This window comes from Cohnella sp. GCM10027633, assembly GCF_042675445.1.
Classification (GTDB): domain Bacteria; phylum Bacillota; class Bacilli; order Paenibacillales; family Paenibacillaceae; genus Cohnella.
This window is the reverse complement of record NZ_JBHTGV010000005.1, coordinates 309,571-334,197: the sequence shown is the minus strand read 5'-3', so window position 1 is coordinate 334,197 and position 24,627 is coordinate 309,571. Positions and strand designations below refer to the sequence as shown.

Sequence of the window (24,627 nt, the reverse complement as noted above, 5' to 3'; positions counted from 1 at the left end):
TCTTGCCGACTCCGCCGTTCCCGGCGGAGGTGTTTCTTCCGCTCGTTTCGGTGTCCCAGTAAGAGTTGCTAACGGTAACTGGCGGAGATTCCGTTCGGCCGACCAATCCGCCTGCATTCGGTCCTGAATCAATAACCGTCGACGAATAAGAGTTACTTATCCTGCCTAATGTGCCAAAACTATTACTAGTTGCGTAACCGACCAACCCTCCGAACCCGCCATCAACGGTAGGCGACTCGACCTCTAGTTGCCCGGTTGCGTAACTATTCTCAATTGTCGACCATTGAAAGTAGCCGACGAGCATCCCGATACTATCGCTCCCCGTTACAGTCCCCTCTACGGAAGATTGGGATATTGTCCCATTCGTTCCTAAGAAACCTACTAAACCTCCAACGGACGAGGTTCCCTTTACCGACACGTTCGTCAGACGAAGGTTGGATAAGGTAACAGCTCCTGAAGTTGCACCGAATAAGCCCATGTAGTTACCCGTCGAATTAATCTTCAAATTCCGAATCGTGTGCCCGTTACCGTCGAACTTCCCGGTGAAAGGAGTTCCCCAGCTTCCGATCGGCACCCATCCGGTTCCACTGGCGTATCCGGACAAGTCGATATCCGCCGTCAGCCGATATTTTCCGGTCATGTCGGTAATATTCTTCAGTTCTAACGCTGAACCGATATCAATCCAATCATCCGCCGCGGCAGCGTGTTTTACGGGTATAAGCACATTAGTCAGCATCGTTGCAACGATCGTAATCATGAGCGCCGACGAGAGTATTTTCTTGAACATCATTCAATTCCCCTTACGGATAAAGTGGATAACCAACAATAATAATTCGCCATAAAACGCTAATCTCCTCTGTTTTTGCTATATTTCATCCACACGGAAATGAAAAAACAGGAAAAATGGATTACGAAATAACAGGACAATATCGAACGCTGTCGAATTATATACCTGACATGCGCTCTTTCTATCTGAGGTGAACCGATGAATCTATCCCGCTTCCAAGCGGTTATCCTACTCGTCCTCGCAGCTACGATTCTACTCGCCAACCCTCGGACCGGATATGCCGATACCGATATCGACGCCAACCCGCCGGACGCCATCGTTAAGCAGTGGGAAATTCAATGGATGGATCAACTAAGCGATACGGACCATGCGCCTTCCGATACCGCGCAATGGCTTCCCGCGAATACGGAAAAGCCTCTGACGACGATGCCTCAGGAGTACGACGGCGCGTGGGTGCATATCGTCATTCCGCCAACCGACCACTGGCTGAATCCAGGGCTTCTCGTCAGCCATATGTACGGAATCAACATAGAAGTCTACGAGAAAGAGCGACTGCTCTATCGTTCGACTCGGGACTTTACTTACGATCGGAACATGCTTCTCGTCGCGCTTACGCCTAATCCCGAACCGACCAATTTATATGTTCGAATCGAGTCTGTAGACAGAGCCGGGCTGGGCAGCCCGATTAGAATCGGCAATTACAACGAACTCTCCGAATGGTACATCCATCAGGAGATGCCGAGTTTGTTGCTTGGGGCTGCCGTCGCCTTCCTGGCGATCATAATGCTGCTGATCTCCGGTTACTTGAATCGCGGACAACGCGGCGCTTGGGTATCGCTCAGCCTGATCGCTCTGACGTCTAGCATCATGATCCTGACTTACTCGACTTTACCGTTCGTCTACTTTAAGGAGTTCGGGAACGAGCTTCAGTTTCTGTTCGACATGTCGATGCTCGTGCTCTTCCCCGCCCTCCACTTCTATGTAGCATCGATCTTCGAGGGCAAACTCGCGTTCTTCAAGAAATTCGGACAATGGTTCGCGTTTTATTCCGCGTTCTGCGTTCTCGTCCTGATCACGAATCAAATCGTCGGGGAGCCGTTCTTCTTCTATTACAAGCTGTTCACGTTCTGGATTCTGGCCCCGTTCATATTGGTCCATTTGGTACTGGTACTCAGCCTGTCGGTGATCCAATCGATTCGCGGAAACAAGAATAGCATCATCCTTGCTTCCGGCTTCCTTGCCCTGACGATTATGGGAATTGCGGATTTAATGCGACTGTACGCTAACGATACGGCATCCATGCTCTTCTATTGGAAAATCGGTATCGTCATGCTCATCTTCTCGCTCGTTATCGTGTTGGCCCGACGAATTTCGGCAGACTATAGACAGTTGCTTGCCTACTCCAAGGAACTAGAGCTATTCAACCATCGGCTGCAGCGCACGGAGAAGCTCAAGTTCATCAGCGATCTCGCCGCTTCGATCGCCCACGAGGTACGGAATCCGCTGCAAGTGACGCGAGGTTTCCTGCAATTGATCTCGGGCAAGTCGGACGAAGCGACGAAGCCTCATTTCAACATGGCCATCAGCGAGTTGGACCGGGCGTCGACGATCATTACCGACTTCCTTACCTTCGCGAAGCCCGAGCTGGATACGATCATTAAACTCGATATTCAGCAAGAGATGACCCAGATCGAGACGATCATTACGCCATTGGCCGCTTATCACGGCGCGGCTCTCCAGATTCGCATACCCGACAAGCTATATGTGCTCGGCAATTCTTCGAAGTTTAAACAAGCGTTCATGAACATGATCAAGAACAGCATCGAGGCGTTGAAGAGAAGCGGAGTCGTGGAAGTCGAAGCTTACGCGGAACAAGACGTGGCGGTCATTCGAATCGTGGATACCGGGGAGGGGATGGAGCCGGACCAGATCGCCAAGCTCGGCGAGCCTTACTTCTCCACGAAGACAAAGGGCACGGGACTCGGTCTCATGGTCACGTTTCGGATCATCGAGGTCATGCAGGGGACGATCGAATTCCGCAGCGAAAAAGGAAAAGGAACCGAAGCCATCATTCGGTTCCCGCTTGTTCAGTCAAATCAACCCCAAGTGTAACCCGGTAGATCGTCTTTGTTTCCACCGATAACGTCTTCCGGATTCGGCGGAATAACGAGGACGTATTCGGACGGTGTTTCCGCCACTACCTTCAGTCCGATGTCCGCCGGCACCTCGATGCCGAATGCTTGCTGAAGCGCGGTTTTGGGGTCGGCTAGCAATTGTTGTTTAAATGCCGGATCTTCCCAAGCTTTCTTGATGATCTGAACCTTCAATGAATCTACCGACATGCGCTTCACGACCTTCATCGTTTAATAGGGTTCTTCCCTATTTTACCATGACTATGGGCCTAATATCGTCATTAATTTGATAGATTCGACAAAAAATGTGACCAACCGCCCCCGGTCGCCAGTCCGTGTACCGATTCATCGACATTCCGTGCCTCGGCACGCAGATCCCGAGCAATCGCGCTGCCGAATCCCGCAAGCCGAGAAGGCACATCCGGCATACCGTTCAACCTCTCGCTATACTCCGCCGCGATATCGGCTAGCGCGTTCGCGCAGCCATGGCGGTAGATCCCCCGACGAATATTCTGTTCATCGAGCGGCACGCCTGCCGGCCAATCCAGCTTATCTCTTACGATTGTTAGGAAGGCGTTGCCGTTCGACTCGGCCAGATCCTCGCGCCAATCCTCCCAGTCGTCCGACAGCTGAAGCACGGCCAACGCAAGCTCGACGGCCTCCTCCATATCGGCAATATGCTCCGGTTGACCTGCCGACAATAGTAATCCAGCCACGCATAGTTTAATAGGCGCCGCCTTGCCCGCCAGCTTCCCGCGATCTCGGGGATCGACCGGCGCCGCGCCTTCGCGGCTGACGACTGCAGCCCACTCCTCGGCATATCGCCGCTCGTACGCCCATAACGGCGATTCGTTCGAGAAGTACCTCGCATACCGCTCCCGGTACATGACTTGCAGCAACTGCCCGAGCGCGAGCGATCGGCGCAGGCCCGCCGCTAGTCTTCCCGTGCCTCCATCCATTGCGTCGTCCAGCACGAAATAGTGAAGCATCATATAGAGATTGCCTACCGACAGCTCACGGCTCAGCGTAAGAGGCGTCCCCGTCCGCTCTTGCAGCCAGTAAGGCAACAGATAGCTGATCGCATTCGTGCCGCCCCCGTTCGTCAACGGATTGCTCCGAGTCAGCAACGCTTGTCCGATCTCCCGCAGCCCGTCCGGCAAGCTCTCCATCTCCCGCGAAGCTTCCCCGAATACCCAAGCGATTTCGTCCCGGTACTCCTCGATTACGCTCACCCGTCCGACCTCCCGACCTTTAGCCTTCTACCGGCCCACGCCTGCGGCACGACCATGCCGACAAGCATGAACAAGCACCCGATGACGCCGCGCGGTCCTAACACCTCATCCAGAATCAGATAGCCGCCGATCGCCGCGAACACCGTCTCCAAGCTCATGATGATTGCCGCTTGCGTAGGAGACGCCCCCTTCTGCCCGACGATCTGCAGCGTATACGCGATGCCGACGGAGCAGATGCCTCCATATAGCAAAGGTACGAGCGCAGCCGTTATCCCCGTCCACTCGATCGTCTCCTTCGCAAGCGCAACGGCGAGGCTAAGCACGGAACACGTAATGATCTGGAACAGCGACAGCTTCAGCACGTCCGTCTTCTTCGACAGCCTGTCGATCAACAGAATATGGCCTGCCCAGAAGAACGCGCCGACCAGCTCGTACGCATCCCCTTCACCTAGCGTCAGATCGTTCGTCATGCAGAGCAGGTAGAGGCCGATTACGGCGAGTACCGCCCCCGCGAGACTGTTGGACGACAACCGCTGTCGCAGCAGCACGCCGATGAACGGCACGATGACGATGTACAGACCCGTGATGAAGGCCGCCTTGCCCGCGGTCGTATAGAGCAACCCGACCTGTTGCAACGAGGAGCCTGCGAACAGGACGAGCCCCGCCCAGAAGCCGGCGACAGACGCACTGCCGTACGAGGCCCGGATCACTTGGCGCGCATGCCCGGACTTGCGGTCGAGCCATAGTATTAGCGGCACCAGCGAGAGCGCCCCCAGCGCGAACCGGACCGCGTTGAACGTGAACGGCCCGATATGCTCCATTCCTTCCCGCTGCGCCACGAAGGCGAAGCCCCATATACAAGCGGTTATGAGAAGCAATAAGCTCGATTTCCATTGCGTGCGCGAATTCATGTTGTCTAACTCTCCCTATCCTCGTTGCTGCTTTCCTGCCTCTACCATACCATTTTTCCGCGGGCGGACACAGATGACGTTATCAGAGTAATATTGGCCGATATTCGCGAGTTGGCGGACTCAGGTGCACTTATTGTGGGAGTGAAATTGGAAAAACCATGGTGGAGGCGCGTATAAGGTCAATGAGGTCCGCAACGAGTCATTACGATGGCAATATCGGCGAAATAGAGGCCACTGTGTCTGGAGGAGCGGCAATGAGCCGACAAAAAAACCGAAGCCCTCGAAGGAGAGCTTCGGTCCTACACGCACTAGCCCTTACCCCTTAACCGCCCCCGCGGTCAACCCGCGATTAATCTGATCGGTAAACAACAGGTAGATGAGAATCGACGGAATCGTAATGATCGCCAGCACCGCGAACTGCGCGCCGTAGTTGGACGAGTACTGCCCCATGAAGTAGACGACCGCGAACGGCAGCGTGCGAAGCGAGTCCTTGTCGATGAACGTGACGGCCATGATGAATTCGTTCCAGCAGCTGAGGAACGCAAGCACCGCGATCGTCGCGATCGCCGGCTTCAGAATCGGCAGAATGATGCGGAACAGCAGCCCCGGCACCCCGATGCCGTCCATGACCGCCGCCTCCTCGAGCGCGCGCGGTACCGACTCGATGAAGCCCGTCATGATGTACATGCTGATCGGAATCTGGAACGCCGCGTACGGCAGGATCATCGCCCAATACGTATTCAGAATGCCCGTCTCGTGGAACAAGCTGAACGTCGGCAGCAGCGTCGAATAGATCGGGATGATCATGCCCGCCATCAATAGCGTAAGCGTCGGCTTCCGCCACTTCCACTGCATGCGGGTTAACGCGTACCCCATCATGACGGAGGCGAGCACGATGACTCCGATGGAGACGCCGGCGATGAGCACGCTGTTCCAGAACAGCTTCGGAATGTGCGCGTTCACGAAGGCGTCGGAGTAGTTCTTGAACATCGGCGGATTCGGCCACTTCAGAATATCCGACCCGAAGAAGTCGCCGCTCTTGAGCAGCGAGAAGTTGAACAACCATAACAGAGGGAAAATCTCCAGCGCGACAAGGATCGTCATGAACCCGACGAGCAGCGTGCGAGTGGCGTGCTTGGCTCCGATGCGCATGTTATCGTTCCTCCGTTTCGCGTCTCATCGCGCGGTTCATGGCGACCGTCACGAGCAGACAGATGACGATGAGAAGGATCGATACCGCGTTGCCGTAGCCGTACATATTTTCCCGGAACGCCTTCGTATACAAATACGTGGACATGAATTGCGTGCTGTTGAACGGTCCTCCGCCAGTCATCAGGTAGACGGTCTCGATCTGCTTGAACGCGGACACGACCGCGAGCACCATGTTGATGCGGAGTACCGGCGCCAGCAGCGGCAGCACGACCTTCAGGTTGACCTGCGCCTTGGAAGCGCCGTCGAGCATAGCCGCCTCGTACAGCTCTTGGGAGATTCCCTTAATCCCGGCGTAATAGAGCAGGAACGCGTAACCGAGCCCTTGCCACATGCAGACGACGATAATGCAGGCGATTGCCCAATTCGAACTGCCGAGCCAATCCTGCTGCCAGCTCGCGAGTCCGATATTGCCGAGCAGCCGGTTCAGCAAGCCGAATTGCGTATCGAAGATGCTCACCCACAGCTTCGAAGTGACGAACGTCGAGATGATCGACGGGATGAAAATCACGATGCGAAGGAATTTCTCATAGCGTCCGCTGTACGTGACGAGCATGGCGATGAGTATGGCGATCGGATGCTGAACGATGCACAAGGCGAGTCCCATATAGATCGAATTGAGCAGCGCTTGGCCGAACACGTTGTCCGAGCCTAGAATGTCGCCGTAGTTGCGCAGTCCGACGAATCCGTAGTCCCCGACGCCGTTCCAATCGGTCAGGCTGTAATAGAAGCTGTACCCGATCGGGACGAGCACGATCAGAATGAACAGCAGCATGCCCGGCGCCATAAGAGTGAAAACCGTTCTTCTGTCGCTCATGAGCTTATGCATGGGCTTCCCCCTCCCTGGACAAGAGGGGCAAGGGAAGTCGCTCCCCCGCCCCCTCCAGCTCTATGCTTACTGCGCGGCTTTCGCGTTCTGATCCGCCGCGCCGTCGATCGCGCTCGCGAAATCTTCAGGCGTCAGCTTCTTCGCTTCCAGCTTCTGCAGCGAATCGTAGAACACCTTCTGCGTGTCCGCCGAGAACTTATCTTGCGCCGCCGTGCCGCTGTATGCGGTCGCGTTGTTGAAGATGGCGCTCAGGTCTTTCTGGACTTCCGTCTCGGTGCCCGTCATGAACTGGTCGTACTTCTGGCCAGGGAACGTGATGCCGTTCTGCCATACGCCCTTCGCCCAATTCTCCGGCTTGAACATCCACTTCAGGAAGGCGATCGCTTCTTCCTTATGCGGGGAGTTGTTGGCGATCGCATAGCCGCCGCCGAACCATGCCATCAGGTCGGTTTCCTTGCCCGCGCCGCCGTTCACCGTCGGCAACGAGAATGCGCCGATGTTGTTGCGCACTTCTTCCGGGAAGTTCGCGTCTGCCGCCATGCCCATCTCCCATTGGCCCATCATGTACATGGCCGCTTTGCCTTGGCCGAACATGTTGCGAGCGGTGCCGTAATCCTGGTTCAGGAATCCGCTGCCGAACGCGCCTGCGTCTACCCAGCGCTGCATCGCCGCGGCCGCGCCGGTCGTCGCCGGATCGACGAAGCTGCCGCTGCGGTCCATGGCCTTCTTCGACGTATCGAACGAGCCGGAGACGCGCTGCAGCATCGTGTCGAACCAGAGGCCGGATACCCAAGCGTCGCGTCCGTCGAGCGCGATCGGAACGATCTTCTTGTCTTTGAGCACTTTGATGACGTTCATGAGCTCGTCTTCGGTCTTCGGAACGGCCAGACCGTTGTCCGCGAAAATCTTCTTATTGTAATAGATGCCCCAGAAGTCGGAGTTTCTCGGGAGGCCGTACAGCTTGCCGCCGGCGCTGAAGCCTTCGAGCGCAGCGTCGATGAAGCCGTAATCGCCGAGATCGTCCTTGCTGATCTCCGCCAGCGCGCCGCTGTCGATGAGCGGCTTCAAGTAGTTCGTGTTACCCCACGCGGTGAAGATGTCGGGCAAGCTGCTCGAAGCGTTGTATACTTTGATCTTGTCTTGGAATTGCGGGTCCGGCGAGAGCGTCTCGACCTTGATCGTAACGTGCGGATTCTCCTTCACGTACTGGTCGATCAGGTCTTGCTCCATCTTGCCTTGGCCGACCGTGCGGTCGGAGTTGTTCGTGAAGAACGACAACGTATAAGGCTCCGCGGCAGGCGCTTCTTCGGAAGCGCTTTCGGATGGAGACGCCGCGGGCGTGTCGGATGCTGCCGTCGACGCGGACGGCGAAGCGGATGCGTTCTCTTTGTTGTCGTTGTTGCCGCCGCAAGCGGCGAGCAGGGCCACGATCAGCAGGACGACCATGGACAGCAGTGCGGATTTTCTCGTCGTTCTTGTCATGAGAATTACCCCCGTCTTTTCGTTAATAGTGCCTTCGCTTCGATTATAAGACGCGGAGCCGAACGGGATTAGAGCCTATATCTTCGATCCGTTTGTATAACCTACCTCATGACGGCCGAATTGCGTTCTGCCCGTTCGAGGGAGCAGCCGCGCGACGCTCTTTTTTTGTTCGTTTTAACGATCAGGTTGTATATTCTACCGTTATTTGCAGTTTTCCTCCTTCGACACGATTGCCTGCGCGCCGCCTCTCTTCTATATTGAAGGTATACGGGACACGACCGACGGGAGGCAACTGGTGAACACGAGCCGCTCTACCAGCTACCGCAACTTGCCGATCCGGCACAAAATCTTGCTATGGTTCGTTCCGCTTCTCGTCGTGACGATCTCCTTGACGGGCTACTTCTCCTATCGGGTGGCCGCGGACGAAATTCTGAGCAAGATGAGCATGGTGCAAGCCGGCACCGCCAAGCAGGCGGTCGACCATCTCGAGTACATCGCCCAAGACGCGATCGATATCTCGAACTACTTGTTCCTGACGCCCGACATTCAGCAGCTGCTGTCCGCCAATCCGAGCGAAAGCTCTCTGGTCAGCGGACCCGTCATCGAATCGATCAGCCATCTGATGGTCACTCGGCCGTATTTTCAATTCCTGACGATCTATTCCTCCCGCTTCTCGCCGATCCAGTTCAACAACAAGGGCTTGTCGACGGCCATTCCGTTCGAGGACTACCGCGAGCAATTCCGGTACGACGACATTCTCAAGGGTCCGGTCGAGACGTGGAGCATCGAAGTGCCCGGCCTGACCCCTACCGTGTTCAAGGGCGACCGGATGAACAAGTTCCTCTTAACTAAAGTATTGAAAAGCAGTACCACGTACAAAGGGCAAGGCGTGCTTATTCTGGGCGTAGACGAACTGGACATCCGCAACGCTTACGACTCGGGCGTCGACGACGTGGAGATCGTCATCCTGAACGACGACGGCATGGTGCTCTCCGACAGCTCCGGCCAATGGATCGGCAGCTCGAAGGCGGATCTCCCCTACTTCGTTCCGCGGGACGACGGAACGCCGGCCATCGACAAGAAGCAATGGGTATCCACGCAGCTGACTTCCCCTCTGACGGGTTGGCACGTTCTTGTTCTGCAGCCGAAGTCCAAGCTGCTCGAGCAGTTGACCCGCATTCAATGGATTACCGCCGCGATCGCGGGCGTAACGATCGTGCTCGGGCTCTTCGTCTCCTGGGCCGTATCCGGCGTCATCACGCGGCCGATCCTGTCGATCCTGAAGTCGATGAAGAAGTTCCAGATGGGCAACTTCTCCGAGCAGGTGCCGATACCGGGCTCGGACGAGATCGGGCAGCTCGGGTCGGGCTATAACGTCATGGTGCAGCGCGTCAAGGAGCTGATCGACGACGTCTACGTCATCGACTTGCGGCAGAAGGAAGCCGAGCTCAAGGTGCTGCAATCGCAGATTAATCCCCATTTTCTATATAACACGCTGAATACGATCGCCTGGGCGGCCCAGCGCAACAACGACCCGAAGGTCGCCGATATGATCTACGCGCTCTCCAATATGTTCCGGATCAGCCTGAGCGAGGGCAAGGAGTACTTCGCGTTGTCGCAGGAGTTCAAGCTGGTCGAGCACTACCTGTACTTGCAGCAGTCGCGGAACCCGAACAAGCTGGGCTACGAGCTGGAGATGGACGACAAGCTTGCGGACTTCACCGTGCCGAAGCTCTTGATCCAGCCGCTGGTGGAAAATGCCGTCGTGCACGGCATCGAGCCGCTCGCGGGAGACGCCGGTTACGTGCAGGTGCGGGCGACGCTCGGGGATTCGTTCGTGGAGATCGAAGTGACGGACAACGGCGTCGGCATTCCGCAGGCGCAGCTCGAGGAGCTGCATCGCGCCTTGGCGCGCAAGGAGGACGCTAACGTCGCCCCGCCGGCCGGCTTCGCGTTATCGAACGTATGGAATCGGATTCAGATGATCTACGGACCGCAAGCGCGCATGGAGATCCGGAGCGAGATCAACTCCGGCACGAGCGTAGTGCTCATTCTACCGATACGGAGGTGACCGACATGCTTCGATTGCTGATCGTCGAAGACGAACAACCGATTCGCGAAGGGCTGGAGAGCTTGATCGATTGGGAATCGCTCGGCATCCGGGTGTGCGGCACCGCCGAGAACGGACTTCAAGCTTTGGCCATGCTCCAATCCGAGCCCGTCGATATCGTGCTGACGGACATCCGGATGCCGCTCATGGACGGCCTGCAGCTGCTCGAGGAAATTCGCCGGCGCGGCCTTGAGATCGCCAGCGTGCTCGTGTCCGGTTATAGCGACTTCAAATACGCCCAGTCCGCCATTCGGATGGGCGTGTTCGAGTTCATGATCAAGCCCTGCTCTCCCTCGGATATCGCCGGCGTCTTCGGGCGGTTAGCGACCAAGATCGGGGAGGAGCGCCGGCAGCAGGTCGCCGTGCAAGGCTTGCAGCATCAGCTTCACGAGCATCTACCGCTCGTGAAAGTCCGGCTGCTGTCGGAGTGGCTGTCCGCTCCCCCGCTGCCGACGGACAGCCGCGTCGAGCAGATGAAGAAGCTGGGCATCGGCCTCTCCCCGGATCACGTCATGGTCATCGCCGCCAGAATCGATATTCGCGCGGCCGAGAAGAAAACGGGTAGCCCGACCGATCTGCGGCTCATCCGGTTCGCCGTCGCGAACGTCATGCAGGAGACGCTGGAGAGCGCGCTGCGCCAGCCGATGGCGTTCGTGCAGGAACGCGAAGAGATCGTCGCGATCTGCAACGGCATCGCGGAGTGGACGGGACCGAAGCTGGAGGCGGGCGTGCTGGAGGTATTGAACAACGTCCGGCAATATCTCGGCATCTCCGTAACGATCGGCATCAGCGACTCGAAGGCCGACATCAATCTCGTTCACGAGGCATACCGCGAAGCCCGCGAAGCGCTGAACCTTCGGTTCTTCCGCGGCGTTGGACAGATGTACTACTACCGAGACGCTCTGGATGCCCAGCAAGCGGCCGCTGACGATTCGCAGCATCGGATGGAGCAGCGGAAGCTGGAGCAGTTGATCTACGAGCATATTCAATCCGGCCTTTACGCGGAAGCGTTGAACGACGCGGAACGATGGCTCGCTTGCTATCAAGAGGACGGCTCGCCGAATCCCGCACGCGTGCACGTGCAAACCTTGTCGTTCCTCGATCGGCTGCTGCCGCTCGCGAACGCCGGGGACGATGCGGTCGCGAGCGGACTGAACGCCGAATTCGAGCGGCTCGAGGACAAGGTGCGCGCCGTCGAGACGATCGAAGAGCTGTCCGGCGTTCTATTCGGCACGCTTCGCCGCATCGTCGAGCTGCGTAATCCGCAGAAGCAGCCGGTCCGCAAGGTGCAGCAAGCGCTCGATCTAATTGCGGAGCAATACAACAAGCCCGGCCTATCGCTCGCCGAAGTCGCTAGGTCGCTATTCGTATCGGGCAACTACCTCTCCACGCTGTTCAAGCAGGAGCTGGGCATCAACTTCCTCGACTTCATTCACCAATACCGGATCGAGAAGGCGAAAGCGCTGCTGCAAGCCGGCGATTCGAAGATTCAGACGGTCGCGCGCGAGGTCGGTTATTTCGACGAGGCTCATTTCACGAAGACGTTCAAGAAGTGGACCGGGAGTTTGCCATCGCAGTACAAGAAGGAACAGCAGGCGCGGATGATGAAGCCGGAGTGATAGTCGAATAAGGCCAAGCCCTTGGTTGGGCCTGGCCTCGTTCAAGCGGTGCAGTAACCGGTGCGGCGAAGTTATAATCGGTTTTCGGATGCAACTCCGGGTTCGCCTGGCTGGTAAGCATTGTATTTGGTTTTTCAGTTACATTTTCAGGTTTTGTCCGTTTGGTACGAGATGTATTTGGTTTTTCAGTTACATTTTCAGGTTTTGTCCGTTTGGTACGAGATGTATTTGGTTTTTCAGTTACATTTTCAGGTTTTGTCCGTTTGGTACAAGATGTATTTGGTTTTTCAATTACATTTCTTATTTCGGCTAGCCGAGACGCATGGCCGAGCTCGCGCCAGGTCATTCGTGTTTTGCTCGAAATTATTCGCCTCAAGTCAGCTTATGTCACATTCTCCCAGAGGATTCCGACATCGAGAGGAGAATCTTGAAAGTAAAGATTCTCCGCTTTGGCGTGACAACGGGGGCACATCCGGTGATTGTACCTACGAAGCTAACGATTCCGCAGGCGCGCGGCGCGTTGATCGACCGCCCGCGATTAATGAATAAGCTTGACGACGGCTTGGCAGCGAAGCTGACGTTCGTGTCCGCGCATGCCGGTTACGGCAAGTCGACCGCGCTCAGCCAATGGGCGCGAGCCGCCGGCATGCCAGTCGCTTGGGTGTCGCTGGACCCCCGGGACAACGACTGGGTGCAGTTCTGGAGCTATGTCGCGGCCGCCGTCGGAACGGCTTACCCCGGTTTCGAATCGGCGGCGACGTCTTTGATTAAGGATGGTCCCTCCTCCTCTTCGGATCACCGCTTATCCTCGGAACCCGCGATCAAGATGCTGCTGAGCGAGCTGCACGGGCTGTCCGGCAAGCTGACGCTCGTGCTCGACGATTATCAATTCATCCAGCTCTCCGCCATACACCGTTCCTTCGCTTACTTCGTCGAACATCTGCCCGTGAACATCCACCTCTGTATCGCAAGCCGGTCAGAGCTTCCTATTCCGACCGCGCGCCTTCTCGCCAAGGGAGAACTGCACCTCGTAACCGCGGACGACTTGCGTTTCGGGCTGGACGAAGGGCTCGATTACTTCGCGAGCAAGCCCGAACTGGCGGTCACGCGAGAGCAAGGAGTTGAGCTGCTCAGACAGACAGAGGGCTGGATCAGCGGCTTGCAGCTTGCGTCGATTTCTCTTAGACGGAGCACGGACCGCGCCGCGTTCATCCGGCAGTTCCGCGGCAGACAACACCGGATCGCCGATTACTTGCTCGAGGAAGTGCTGCATGACCTGGAGGAGCCGCTGCGCGCTTTCCTGCTGGAGACTTCCGTGTTGACGCGCATGAACCGCGCGCTCTGCGATGCCGTCACGGGACGAAGCGACGGACAGGAGCAGCTCACCCGGCTGGAGCAGCTCAATCTGTTCCTGATTCCGCTCGACGAGGAGCGGCAGTGGTACAGATACCATCATCTGCTGTCCGATTATCTAAGACATGCCTTCTCGGAGGAGGACCCGGACGGATGGGTTGCGGCGCACGCCAAAGCCGGTCATTGGCTGGAAGACGAAGGCTATATCTTGGAAGCGGCCGAGCATTATTGGGAAGGACGGCAATACGAGGCGGTCGTCCGGCTCATCGAACGGAATTTGCAGACGCTCATCAGGCTCAACATGCAGGCGCTTGGCCGATGGTTGCTGCAGCTGCCCGAAGAGCTCGTCCGCAGCAGCCCTTCTGTCGAGATGTTCTATCTGCTCGTCTTGATCGGCAGCGGACAATGGTCTCTCGCCTCGGCCAAGATCGACGATGCCCGAGTCCGGTACGAAGCGTTGCAAGACTCGATGGACGGGACGCAGTGGAAGTCCCTTATGGGCAACGTATACTTCCTCAGCGCCAGCGCTGCTTATTTGCGCAAAGACTTGATCGCCATGTCGGCCTACTTCGAGATCGCCGACCGGATGTTTCCCGAAGGCAAGGCGCTTCGGACGGTCGGCTATAACGACACCGCCGGCTCCGCTGTATTCAAAGACCATCTCGGCTTCATCAACGACCATAACGGCGCGGCGGAGTTTCTGAAGAAGTGGATCGGCAATTGGAGCGCCAATAAGATGCACCCGACCGTCGGGAGCTTGTACGCTTCTTACGCCAAGCTGCTCTATGAACGCAATCGGCTGGAAGAAGCCGACTCCTATATCATGGAAGTGCTCGGTCCGGGCAAAGAACCGCCGGTGGCGGCCATTCTAGAGCAAATCTACGTGGGCGCGTCGCGAATTCAGCAAGCGATCGGCCGCCGAATCGAAGCTGCGGAACTGCTGGAGCAGTTGAAGCTGCGCATCGCTTCGTCCAATTACGACTTATATATCGGCGGGATCGATGCCGAGCTGGCCGACTTATCCGTTAGGCAAGGTTCTCTCGCGTACGCCGGAGAGTGGCTCGCTCGCTGCGACCTGTCCGCCGAGGATACGATGACGCCGCACAATGCGGGCGATTATCTTGCCTACGCCCGGGTATTATCCGCCTGCGGTCGGCCCGAGGAAGCGCTAGCCGTGGCGGACAAGCTGCAAGCCATGCTATTGAAGGAAGATAGGCATCGCGATCGGATTCGAGCCTTAATCGTGCAGAGCGGGGCATTGCATCGCCTCGGCCGGACGGTGGACGCGATTACGCGACTGGACAAGGCGCTGCGCTTGGCCGAGCCGCAAGGCTACGTACGCAGCTTCGTCGACGAAGGTCCGATTATGGCGGAGCTGTTGGAAGCGTACGCCGCGGCGCGGGGATCGGAACGGGGCGAGGCAGTCGGCATGGTCGACTATGCTGGACGGCTGCTTCAGGCGCTGCGCGCGGAGATGTCCGATGGGGACCAGGTGAAGAAATCTCCGGTTGCGCGGGCGAAAGTCAGCTGTTTCGGGCGTTTCAAGGTGCTCGGCGGGACGGATGGCACGCAAGAGTCGAAGTGGCGCACCGCCAAGGCGGAGGAACTGATGGCTTATCTGCTCCATCATCGAGGCGAAGCCGTGGACCGGTACCGGATCTTGGACGCGCTATGGGGCAACGACGCGGAGAAGACCGCCTCCTACTTCAACACGACGGTGCACTATTTGAAGAAGAATCTGCGCGGCATCGGCATTGACGTTAAGCTCCACTATAACCGCGGCTGCTACCGGCTCGACTTGTCGGCGTTCGATTGCGATTACATCGCGTTCTACCGGCAACTATCGGCGGCGGGCGACGCGGTCAACGACAACACCATCGCACAATGGGAGACGACCGCCAAGCTATACGCCGGAAGCTACCTGGAAGGCAACGACTACGCCTGGGCGGAGCAAGCCAGAATCTCGATCGAGAACGATTACGTCTTCCTCGCGCAGAACATTGCCGACTATTACAAGAGTGCGGGCGAGTACGAGGCGGCGATCGCTACGCTGAAGAGAGCGGTAAAGCTGGTATCGTGGAGCGAGGACTTGCACGTCCGCCTCATCAAGGCCTATCTCGCAAACGATGACCGTGCCGCGGCCCTGAAGCAGTACGACGCGATGGCGGCCATGCTTCGGACAGAGTACCAGATGGAACCTGGAGAAGATCTTCGACGAATTTTGCAAATCGGCTAATTTTTGATACAAATTATGCCGAAATAACTAGGTAGTAAGTAGGTCCTAGGTTCGACCTGAAAACTGAATCAATCCGATTATGCGCGTCGTTTCCGTTTTTTCGACACAACTGATCAGGAATTGTTAAGGTTTTGTTCGATACAATGGACCTGCTTTTTCCATTATTCGATAGGGAGGAACTAATTGAGATGAAGAAAAAGGTTTTCAGCCTGATGCTCGCGCTGCTCTTGTGCTTGCCGGGCCTCGCGGCGAATGCGGCGACGAAGACTTCCGCGGACTTCAGCGACCTGAAAGACCTGGATGCGGCGACGAAGGCCAAGTTTGATGCTATGATCAGTGCCGGTATTTTCGACGGCGTCTCTGACACTACTTTCGGATTGAAAGACGAGATGAACCGCGCGCAGTTCGCGAAGGTTGCGGCGTTAATCTACGGGTTGAAAGTGGATGACAGCTTGAAGACATCCAGCTTCTCCGACGTCAAGTCCGACGACCCGGCCAACGGTTACGCGCTGCCGTACATCGAAGCGATCAAGAAGGCCGGCATTACGGACGGCACGGGCGACGGCAAGTTCAGCCCGGCGGGAGACGTGACGAAGGAGCAACTGGCGGCGTTCCTCGTCAAAGGTCTCGGTCAGAAGAATGAGGCCGAAGCTACCCCGGGAGTCAACGATTCGACGGTATCCGATTGGGCCAAAGGCTACGTGGCATTGGCATTGGAGCTGAAGCTGTTGAAAAACGGCGCCGACGGCAAGTTCGGCGGCAGCACCAACGCTACGCGTGACCTGCTCGTGACTGGTGCATACGAAGCTAAGGGGCAGTATGTCGAGCAAGAGAAGAAGAAAGAAGAAGAGGAAAAGAAGAAGAAGGAAGAAGAAGAGAAGAAGAATCAGCAGCCGGTTATTGTTAGCCCGCCTCCTACTGTGGCAACGCCGATTGCTGATATCGCGGATGAGACTGCGGTTGAATCGGGATCGTTCGTTGAGCTGACCTCGTCGACTTCCGGCGCAGCGATTTACTATACGACGGACCTAAGCGACCCTGCAACGAGCAGTTCGAGGCAAAATTACAACGCGGACACGGGCATCGAAATTACGTCTGACGTAACGATTAAAGCAATTGCAGCCCTATCTGGCTGGGCGAACAGCGCAGTACTGACAGTTAGCTACACGATTCTACCGCAAGTTACTGTGCCTACTCTAACTGTCATTTCCGGCGAATCTCCAACCGCAGGCGACACATCGGTTCAACTCTTAGTTACTGCTAGCGTAACTGGAACGGTGTATTCCGTTGTCACTGCGATTTACGGAGAGGCTCCGACAGCCGCCCAAATCATTCTTGGTCATAATGCAGACGACATTGCGGCATTAGCTAACCAATCCTTTGTTGTAACCGCAGAGCCAGAGGAAGAACTCGAATTATCGACAGCAACGCTTAATAGTGCGGCAAATTACACGGTGTACCTTGTTGTCGTTGGAGCAGATAATGTTCCTTCGGATGTAGAGGACATTAACATTACGACGCCAGCTGCCAGTAGTGGTGGCGGTGGTGGCGGTTGTCTCCCTGGTGACCCAGGCTACCCTATGTGTGGAATTCCTCCAATAGATCCCTGTATCGTTACTCCAATACCAGGTTGCCCTAACTATGTTGATCCACTAGGGTTTAACACGTTCAACAGTAATGATGAGTCCGAAGATTCCGAGCCCGCTATTTTCTATGGCGCACCTCCATTCACTCTTCCTGAAGAATTATTCGCTTAATCTTTTCGTAATCTGAATGCTCAAAAACCGGGACGTCTCATAATGGAGACTCCCGGTTTTTCTTATGCTTAACGACCAGCCAACGCTAGGATAACTTATCGACATACACGCAACATACATCGATATTCGCCACGCCGTCCCACATCAACCTCAATTCCTTGAGGCAATGCGCGGAGTCTTGCCCCACATGAACAAGAAGCGTTATTACCGACTGGCCGGCCGCGATCTCGTTGATCTCCGTATAGCCATAGTGCACGAAGTCCGGCATCCATGCGCCCATTGCGAGCGTTCCCACCCCCGTCGCCGCAGCGGGAGCCGCCAATACGACGGAGAACTGATACAAGCCGCTATTCATCGCGGGCAAATACTCGCCGATGACCATCCCCGGCCTGTCTACGTTGACCGTAGCCCGGCGAGCGGCATAATTGCCGTAAGCGTCGTACATCGCCGTCCCCGTCAATCCTCTGATTCCATCCAGTCGGAAGGCAACCGATCGGCCCGCCACCGACGGAAGATTCGTCTTCAACTCCAGGACCGGCTTCGATGCAAGCCGATTATAGGTGATGGATTTCGAATACGACTCCGTCCTTGTCTCTTTCACTTGCCCGCGTATCTTCTTGACCCATGCGCTCGCCTGTTTCAACGCCTGCTTCCTTCCGAACAGCTTGCCGAATAGCGCTTGCTGCGTACTCGCCAGAAGCTGAAGCGCTTCGCGCTGGTGGAACAGACTCAACACTCGCTGGCGAATTTCCGCGATCGATGCGCACATGCCAGCCTCTATCAGCGCCAGATCCGTAACCCCCTGGATCCTCGCTTCCTTAGCGATGCCCGAACTCTCCAAGAATAGCACGGGCACGCCCATGGATACGGCTTCGAGCGGAGTAAAGTGCAGATGATAGTAGGAGCCGGCACCGATATATACGAAAATTCTAGCTTTCGCGATCGTGGAAAAGAACGTCTCGTGATCCGAATAGCCCGTAATTAACGCTTCCGGACCTACATTCGCCGACCTGTCGTTCTTGCCCAGTACGCGGTACGGGATGTCGGAGAAGTAGTCGAAGAACGCCGCGTTCAGATCTCTTGCCGGATGACCCGGGTCGTCCAGATAGGATATCGTCGTGACGATCGTCGGAAGAGACTCCTCGAATGCCCAGGTATGCCCCATGCGCTTCGGCGACACGAACGCGTTCACGAACAACTTATTCTTGATCATTCGAGCGTCTTCCAGTTCGTCCAGGCCGAATAGAATCGGCGACCAGACGTACCTAGGACACGCGTTGAACTTCCGAAGGACGACGGGACTCTCCCTCGTGATTTCCGTATAGGAAGTCCGGTCTCCATTCCCGAATACCCTGAAGACGATATAGCCTTGGAACCAGTCCATGACGTTGCTTGCGATATCCGAGAAGCTCGCAATATACATGATGTCGATCCACCGGTTGAACAGCTCGGCTTCTTCTTTCGAGACCTTGCCGCGCGAACGATCGATATCGATTCCTCTGATCCGATCGACGATGGAGGGAGGAATCGTGCATGACGTTCTCCAATCGGGATACAGCGGGCTTCTTTCGTTATTGTAATCTTGGTCATATCTAATATATTTAGGATCTCCCATGCTGGGTATGATCTCGACTCCGGCTTCGATCCACAGCGGGACTTCTTCGTACCGCAGCGTCTCGTGAGAACAGTACCAATACATTCTGGGCGTTGTCATCTCGACTTTTCATTCCCCCGGATGGCCATATTCGTATTCCAGTATATTGCGCACTCTGCCGATTGCTTGTACGCGAACCTATCGCAAATAAACCGCAGGCGCGCCCGTCCGTCTGGATCGCGCGCGCCTGCGGTTGTGTTCGTTACCTATCGCTTATGTCGTCATGCTTATCCGTTCAACAAATCTCGCCGTAGCGTGAACAGATCCTTCAGCGCCTCCGTAGACAGCTCGGTAATCCACCCCTCGGAAGAGCTGGCCACGACGCTGTCGCTCAGCTGCTGCTTGCTCTCGAGCATCTCGTCGATCTTCTCCTCGAGCGTGCCGAGCGAGATGAACTTGTGGACCTGCACGTCGCGAGTCTGGCCCATGCGGTAAGCCCGGTCGGTCGCTTGGTTCTCGACGGCCGGGTTCCACCAGCGGTCGAAGTGGAAGACGTGGCTCGCCGCGGTCAGGTTCAGGCCGACGCCTCCCGCCTTCAGCGATAAGATGAATACGCCGGGCACCGGCTCGGGCAAGGCGCCGTCCGCGGTCTGGAAGCGCTCGATCATCTTGTCCCGCGCCGTCTTGGACGTGCTGCCGCTCAAGTACAGTACTTCCTCCTCCAGCTCGCGACGCAAGACGGACTGCAGAATCTGACCCATGCCGATATACTGCGTGAAAATCAAGCAACGGTCGCTCTCCTCGCGCAGCTCCTTCACCATCGCGACCAATCGCTCCAGCTTAGAAGAACGGGCCACGGCGATCTCCCAATCCGCGGAAGGAGCGTCCGTGTCCGGCAGCTCTTCCTTCGTCGACAGCATCGGATGATCGCAGATTTGCTTCAGCTGCGTAAGGGCGGCGAGAATGGCGCCTTTTCTCTCGATGCCTTCCAAGGCGTTCATGCGCTCCATCAGCTTATTGACGGCTTGATCATAGAGCGCGCCTTGCTCGGCGGTTAGATTCACGTACGTCTTCATCTCGTTCTTCTCCGGAAGATCCAGCTGAATGGACGGATCCTTCTTCTTGCGCCGGAGCAGGAACGGCTGCACGAGCTTGCGCAGATCGGCGGTGCGAGCCTCGTCGCGAGCCTTCTCTATGGCTTGGCCGAATCGCGCTTGGAACCCGCGTTGCGTGCCCAGGTAACCGGGCGAGATGAAGTCGTAGATCGACCATAATTCAGACAGCCGGTTCTCGATCGGCGTGCCGGTCAGGGCGATCCGATGCCTCGCCTTCAAGCTTCGCACCGCGACGGATTGCTTCGTGTGCGCGTTCTTAATGTTCTGCGCTTCGTCTAGGCACAGAGAGGACCAATTCATCTCGCCGAGCGTCTCCTGATCGAGCGATGCGATCGCGTACGACGTAAGAACGATGTCGACCCTGCCCGCCTCCGCCGCGAACTCCTCGCCCTGCGCCCTGCGGCTGCCGTAGTGAAGCAGCACGTTCAGCGAAGGCGCGAACCGGCGCAGCTCCTTCTGCCAGTTGCCGAGCACGGACGTCGGACAGACGAGAAGGGCAGGCGCAGCCGCCCCCTCGCCATCAGATGACTCCTTGACGTGCAGCAGGTAAGCGATGAACTGAACCGTCTTGCCTAGCCCCATATCGTCCGCCAAGCAAGCGCCTAATCCGAAGCGGCGAAGGAACGCGAGCCACGAATAGCCCTCGCGCTGGTAGTGCCGAAGCTCTGCGCGAAGCGACCCGGGAACGGGCAGCTGCGGCCAATCCTTCTGCTGACCGAGCTGATTGACGAGCGAGAGCAAGTGTCCGCCCAGCTCGACCTCCAGCCGAACCGCTTCCGCCTCGGCGGCCGAGTCGCGCTCCGCGTCTTCCGCGCCGTCCGCGCGATCCGTATCGCCTAGCAGGTGCAACTGCAGCGCATCCTGGAACGACAAGCCGCTCCCGCGATCGACCAGCGACATCGTCCGCCTGATCTGCTCGAGCAGGGCCGGGTCGAGCGCCAGCCACTCGCCGCGGAAGCGAACAAGCCGCTCCCCTCTAGCGACGAGCGCCGCGAATTCCTCTTCGCTGAGGTCAGTGTCCCCGATCGCGATGCGCCAATCGAAGGAGATCAACGAATCCAATCCGAACAGCGATTCGCCGCCGGCAGCTCCCGCAGCCCCTCCGACCTTGGCGCGAACGCGCGGCTTCTTCTTCCGGGCGGTCTCCCACCAAGCCGGCAATAGGACGTTCCAACCCGCGTCCAGCAAACGCCGGCTGTCTTCCGTCAGGAAGCGCCACGCCGCGGCATCGCCGAGCCCTTCGGCCAGCGCGTCCGGCCCCTCGGTGAACGCATATCGCGGAAGCAGCGCCCGCAGTCTGGCCATCCAACCCGGCGCGCGCTCCCGAACCGCTTCCGTCCAGGCGGCCGGCCAGCTTCCCCGCGCGACTCCATCGGCGGATAGCGCGACTTCCACGATGCGCGAGGCATCCCGCTTGTCTTGCAGCACCAGGTCGAGGCGCCACCCCACATCGCCCGACTCGTCCATTCCGCTGGGCTCCGACAGCCGTAGCGATGGCCGGAATGGCGCCGCGTCGGCCTTCCAGCCGATGGCCACGAGCCATTCGTCGGCGGATATCCCCGCCAAGCCGCCGCCTTCGCCGTCGCCGCCGCGGGCGAACAAGGCCGGATGTTCCCGACGCAGGTCCCCCGCCGCTTCCTGAGATCCATACCATCGTTCATATACCGCGGCCGAGAACGCAGCTGCGATGCCGGCCCGGCTATCCGCCGGAATAGCTTCGTTCTCTAGCGCCGCCTTCATGAGCGACGCCTCGTCCTCCGGCCACCCGCTCGCATCCAAGCGCCACGTCAGCTTACCGCCGCGGAACGCTTCGAAGCTCGGCTCGAACTGTCGATTCTCGATCGCATCATCCAATAACGGCGACAGCTGCAGCAGCCACTCGCCGTCCGCGCTCCATTCCCATTCGATATGCCGAAGCCGCTCCGGCGCCGCGAAATAGGGGATGACCTGCTCGGCCGGCAGCACGATGCATTCCTCGTCGCCGATCTTCCGAATCTCCAGCTCCGTCCCGTAGAAGGAAGCCTCGTGGCGCGCGAACAGCCGGTGCTTGACATATACGCCGCTAATCTCGTAATGGTCCATCGAGCCGAACAGCAAGGCGTCGCCGCCGGCTCCCAGCTCGACCCTGACATGGATCGTATCCGTATAAGCGTTCACGACAGCAACTTTCCTTTCCTCAGCTCTTCTTGCAACGCCCGCAATCGGCTATGACGCTCGGAGAACGCTTCGAAGAAGCGTTCCCACCGGTCAAGCCGCTTCAGCTTCTTGTACAGCTTGGCCAACCGCTTGAGCAGCTTGGTCGCCGCCTTATAGCCGTCCCGGTTCCGAAGCAGCACGTAGCGCTCCACCGCTTGATGATAGAACGGCAGCAGCAATTCCGGCGCGCCCGTCTCCGCCGGCTGCAGCTCCGTCGCGCGCAGATCGAGCGGATCGGTGCCGATGCTCAAGTGGTAATCGAGCCACTCTTCCCATCGGCCGAGCTGCTGCAGCTTCTCCTCGTACAGGAAGCGCGTCGCCGGCAGCATGCCGACGAGCGCCTTCCACATGGCCTCCTCGGCTTCGGGCTGCTGACCGATCAACGCGTCCCATAACCCGAAATACGGCGCGATGCCGCTGCGAGAAGCTTCGAACAGCTCGTCCGCGCCCGTCAGCCACTGCCGAAGACGTCCCCATTCGCCGCGGCTTCTCATCTCTTCCATGAACGCCAGCGCGGTTTCTTCGCGGCCTTCCCGATGTCGGCCCGCCGCCTTCAACTCGCTCAGCGCTTCCGCATCGCGTTCCGCATATGCCAGCATTCTGGCCCGTGCCAGCGACCCGTACAGCGAATCGTAATCTCCGCCCAGCGACTCCCGATCGGCTTCCAGCCGTTCAAGCTCGGCATCGTACGTCTTATCCGCATCCGCTTCGACCCGCCCGGCAGACGCGCGAAGCCATCCCTGCCACAACTGTCCGTATACGGCCGCGAACGTTCTGGACGCTTGGGATTTGCGCAGCATGACGCCTCTGACGAGCGATAAAGTCTCGAGTAAGCGTTCGTCCATGACCTCGTCGCGCGAAGTCGTCAGCGGCTCCGCGAGCATACGATCGATCTCTTGAATGATGTCGGCGACGGCGAGCTGCGAATAATACCCGAGGAACGACGTCGTGGCATTGCCGATCGGCGCGAATAGTCTCTCCACGAGATACAGCAGCGCGTTCAATCGGAAGATCGGCAGCAGTCCCGCGGACAGCGTCGGTTGATGCTTATGAATGACGTTCAACGCTTGCTTCACGAACATCGGGTTCCGGGTCATGTCGGTTAACGTATCGGTACAGCTTCGGAACCAGCGGCGCCACTCCTCGACGCTCGCTTGCGGAAGCCTTCCGGACTCCAGGATCAACTGCCTCTCCCGATCCTTGATCGACGTCTGACCGCCGCTCGTCCTAGGCTTCGCCGGAGCGTCCCGCATTCCCGTTATCGTAGCCGCGTTCGCCAGCGCCGGAACGGACCGCCCCTCCCGATCCGCGAAGGTCATGAGCACGGCCGCCATATGCTTGCAAGTGCCGGATACCGGGCAATCGCAGTTGCTTTTCCCGAAGGCGTTCAAGTCGATGTTGACCTGATACAGCTCGCTCCCCTCGACGATCGCATGAAGCGTCCCGTACCCGGATTCGCGGAGCGCCTCCACCCGATTCTGCCGATAATATTGATAGCCTCGCTTGAGCGTCATGTCGTCGAACCGCCCTTCGACGTCGCTCAGCAGCTTCTCCCACGCTTGGTCTTCCATGCTCGTATAATCCTGCCTTCCGCAATCTTAGTTCTTGCTACGCCCCCACGCCGGTCGTCGGCTTGAAGTACTGCCTGATTTGACTCGCCACGATGCACAGGAACGCGAGGAACACCCAGATGTCCGCGAAGTTCATCGTAGCCGCATCGTGAAAATGCAAAAAGTCCGTCACTTTATTGTACAGAAGCCGATCGACCGCATTGCCCGCCCCGCCGCCGATGAACAGCGCGACGCCGACTTGCGTCAGCGTTCCCCGCAGCTTGCCCCGACTCCTGAGGTAGAGCGCGACCGCGGCCAACGTCAGCACGAGCACGGCCAGTATTCTCCCCTGCCCGTGCAGCATATTGCCGGACGAACCGGTATTCTCGATATGAATGAGCCGGAAGAAGCCCCACAGCTCCGTCCGCTCCCCCAGAGCCAAGTTCGCGCGTATCGCGATCTTCGTCGCTTGATCGATGCAGAATGCCAATACGATGATGAGGTAGAAATACATG

Annotated in this window: 15 protein-coding genes and 1 pseudogene; 5 read left to right on the top strand and 11 right to left on the bottom strand. The window is 57.7% G+C overall.

Annotated elements, in window-relative coordinates:
• Positions 1-334 precede the first annotated feature (334 nt).
• Positions 335-478, bottom strand: a pseudogene (locus ACFQZG_RS15025) (hypothetical protein); the annotation flags it as partial.
• Positions 479-985: 507 nt separating this feature from the next.
• Between ACFQZG_RS15025 and ACFQZG_RS15020 the strand changes: the two are divergent.
• Positions 986-2,899 (top strand): ATP-binding protein, encoded by a 1,914-nt coding sequence (locus ACFQZG_RS15020; RefSeq protein ID WP_378153858.1) that lies wholly within the window; start codon positions 986-988, stop codon positions 2,897-2,899.
• Here ACFQZG_RS15020 and ACFQZG_RS15015 read toward each other — a convergent pair.
• From ACFQZG_RS15015 to ACFQZG_RS14990, 6 genes are all read right to left on the bottom strand, one after another.
• The gene (locus ACFQZG_RS15015) at positions 2,884-3,147 is read right to left on the bottom strand and encodes an NHLP leader peptide family RiPP precursor (RefSeq protein ID WP_378153856.1); all 264 of its coding nucleotides are present in this window, start codon (positions 3,145-3,147) and stop codon (positions 2,884-2,886) included. The two genes, ACFQZG_RS15020 and ACFQZG_RS15015, sit on opposite strands and share 16 nt — an antisense overlap.
• A gap of 53 nt (positions 3,148-3,200) precedes the next feature.
• Positions 3,201-4,151, bottom strand: coding sequence for a hypothetical protein (locus ACFQZG_RS15010; RefSeq protein ID WP_378153854.1), 951 nt, complete (start codon positions 4,149-4,151; stop codon positions 3,201-3,203).
• A complete protein-coding gene (locus ACFQZG_RS15005; RefSeq protein ID WP_378153852.1) occupies positions 4,148-5,062 on the bottom strand; it encodes a DMT family transporter in 915 nt (304 codons plus the stop codon). The genes ACFQZG_RS15010 and ACFQZG_RS15005 overlap by 4 nt, the downstream gene beginning before the upstream one ends.
• 315 nt (positions 5,063-5,377) lie before the next feature.
• Positions 5,378-6,214, bottom strand: a complete 837-nt coding sequence (locus tag ACFQZG_RS15000; protein WP_378153850.1) for a carbohydrate ABC transporter permease — start codon at positions 6,212-6,214, stop codon at positions 5,378-5,380.
• Between the two features lies 1 nt (position 6,215).
• Entirely contained in the window at positions 6,216-7,100 is an 885-nt protein-coding gene (locus ACFQZG_RS14995; protein ID WP_378153848.1) for a carbohydrate ABC transporter permease, read from the bottom strand.
• A 66-nt stretch (positions 7,101-7,166) separates the two neighbouring features.
• Positions 7,167-8,582: an ABC transporter substrate-binding protein gene (locus tag ACFQZG_RS14990; RefSeq protein ID WP_378153846.1), complete on the bottom strand. Its 1,416-nt coding sequence runs from the start codon at positions 8,580-8,582 to the stop codon at positions 7,167-7,169.
• A 295-nt stretch (positions 8,583-8,877) separates the two neighbouring features.
• Between ACFQZG_RS14990 and ACFQZG_RS14985 the strand changes: the two genes are divergently transcribed.
• The 4 genes from ACFQZG_RS14985 (at position 8,878) to ACFQZG_RS14970 (ending at position 17,657) form a co-directional block, all read left to right on the top strand.
• Positions 8,878-10,653 carry a histidine kinase gene (locus ACFQZG_RS14985; protein WP_378153844.1) on the top strand — a complete coding sequence of 592 codons (1,776 nt, stop codon included), beginning with the start codon at positions 8,878-8,880 and terminating at the stop codon, positions 10,651-10,653.
• Between the two features lie 5 nt (positions 10,654-10,658).
• Positions 10,659-12,311, top strand: a complete 1,653-nt coding sequence (locus tag ACFQZG_RS14980) for a response regulator (protein ID WP_378153842.1) — start codon at positions 10,659-10,661, stop codon at positions 12,309-12,311.
• 475 nt (positions 12,312-12,786) lie between these two features.
• Entirely contained in the window at positions 12,787-15,900 is a 3,114-nt protein-coding gene (locus ACFQZG_RS14975) for an AfsR/SARP family transcriptional regulator (RefSeq protein WP_378153840.1), read from the top strand.
• Between the two features lie 188 nt (positions 15,901-16,088).
• A complete protein-coding gene (locus ACFQZG_RS14970) occupies positions 16,089-17,657 on the top strand; it encodes an S-layer homology domain-containing protein (RefSeq protein ID WP_378153838.1) in 1,569 nt (522 codons plus the stop codon).
• A gap of 85 nt (positions 17,658-17,742) precedes the next feature.
• Here the strand turns inward: ACFQZG_RS14970 and ACFQZG_RS14965 are convergent, their stop codons facing one another.
• The 4 genes from ACFQZG_RS14965 to lspA all read right to left on the bottom strand — a co-directional run bounded on the left by ACFQZG_RS14965 (position 17,743) and on the right by lspA (position 24,626).
• A complete protein-coding gene (locus ACFQZG_RS14965; protein ID WP_378153836.1) occupies positions 17,743-19,371 on the bottom strand; it encodes a hypothetical protein in 1,629 nt (542 codons plus the stop codon).
• Positions 19,372-19,538: 167 nt separating this feature from the next.
• The gene (locus tag ACFQZG_RS14960) at positions 19,539-22,523 is read right to left on the bottom strand and encodes a DEAD/DEAH box helicase (RefSeq protein WP_378153834.1); all 2,985 of its coding nucleotides are present in this window, start codon (positions 22,521-22,523) and stop codon (positions 19,539-19,541) included.
• Positions 22,520-24,133 (bottom strand): SWIM zinc finger family protein, encoded by a 1,614-nt coding sequence (locus tag ACFQZG_RS14955; protein WP_378153832.1) that lies wholly within the window; start codon positions 24,131-24,133, stop codon positions 22,520-22,522. Before ACFQZG_RS14955 ends, ACFQZG_RS14960 begins: the two co-directional genes overlap by 4 nt.
• Positions 24,134-24,170: 37 nt before the next feature.
• Entirely contained in the window at positions 24,171-24,626 is a 456-nt protein-coding gene (gene lspA, locus ACFQZG_RS14950) for a signal peptidase II (RefSeq protein ID WP_378153830.1), read from the bottom strand.
• Position 24,627: the final 1 nt, after the last annotated feature.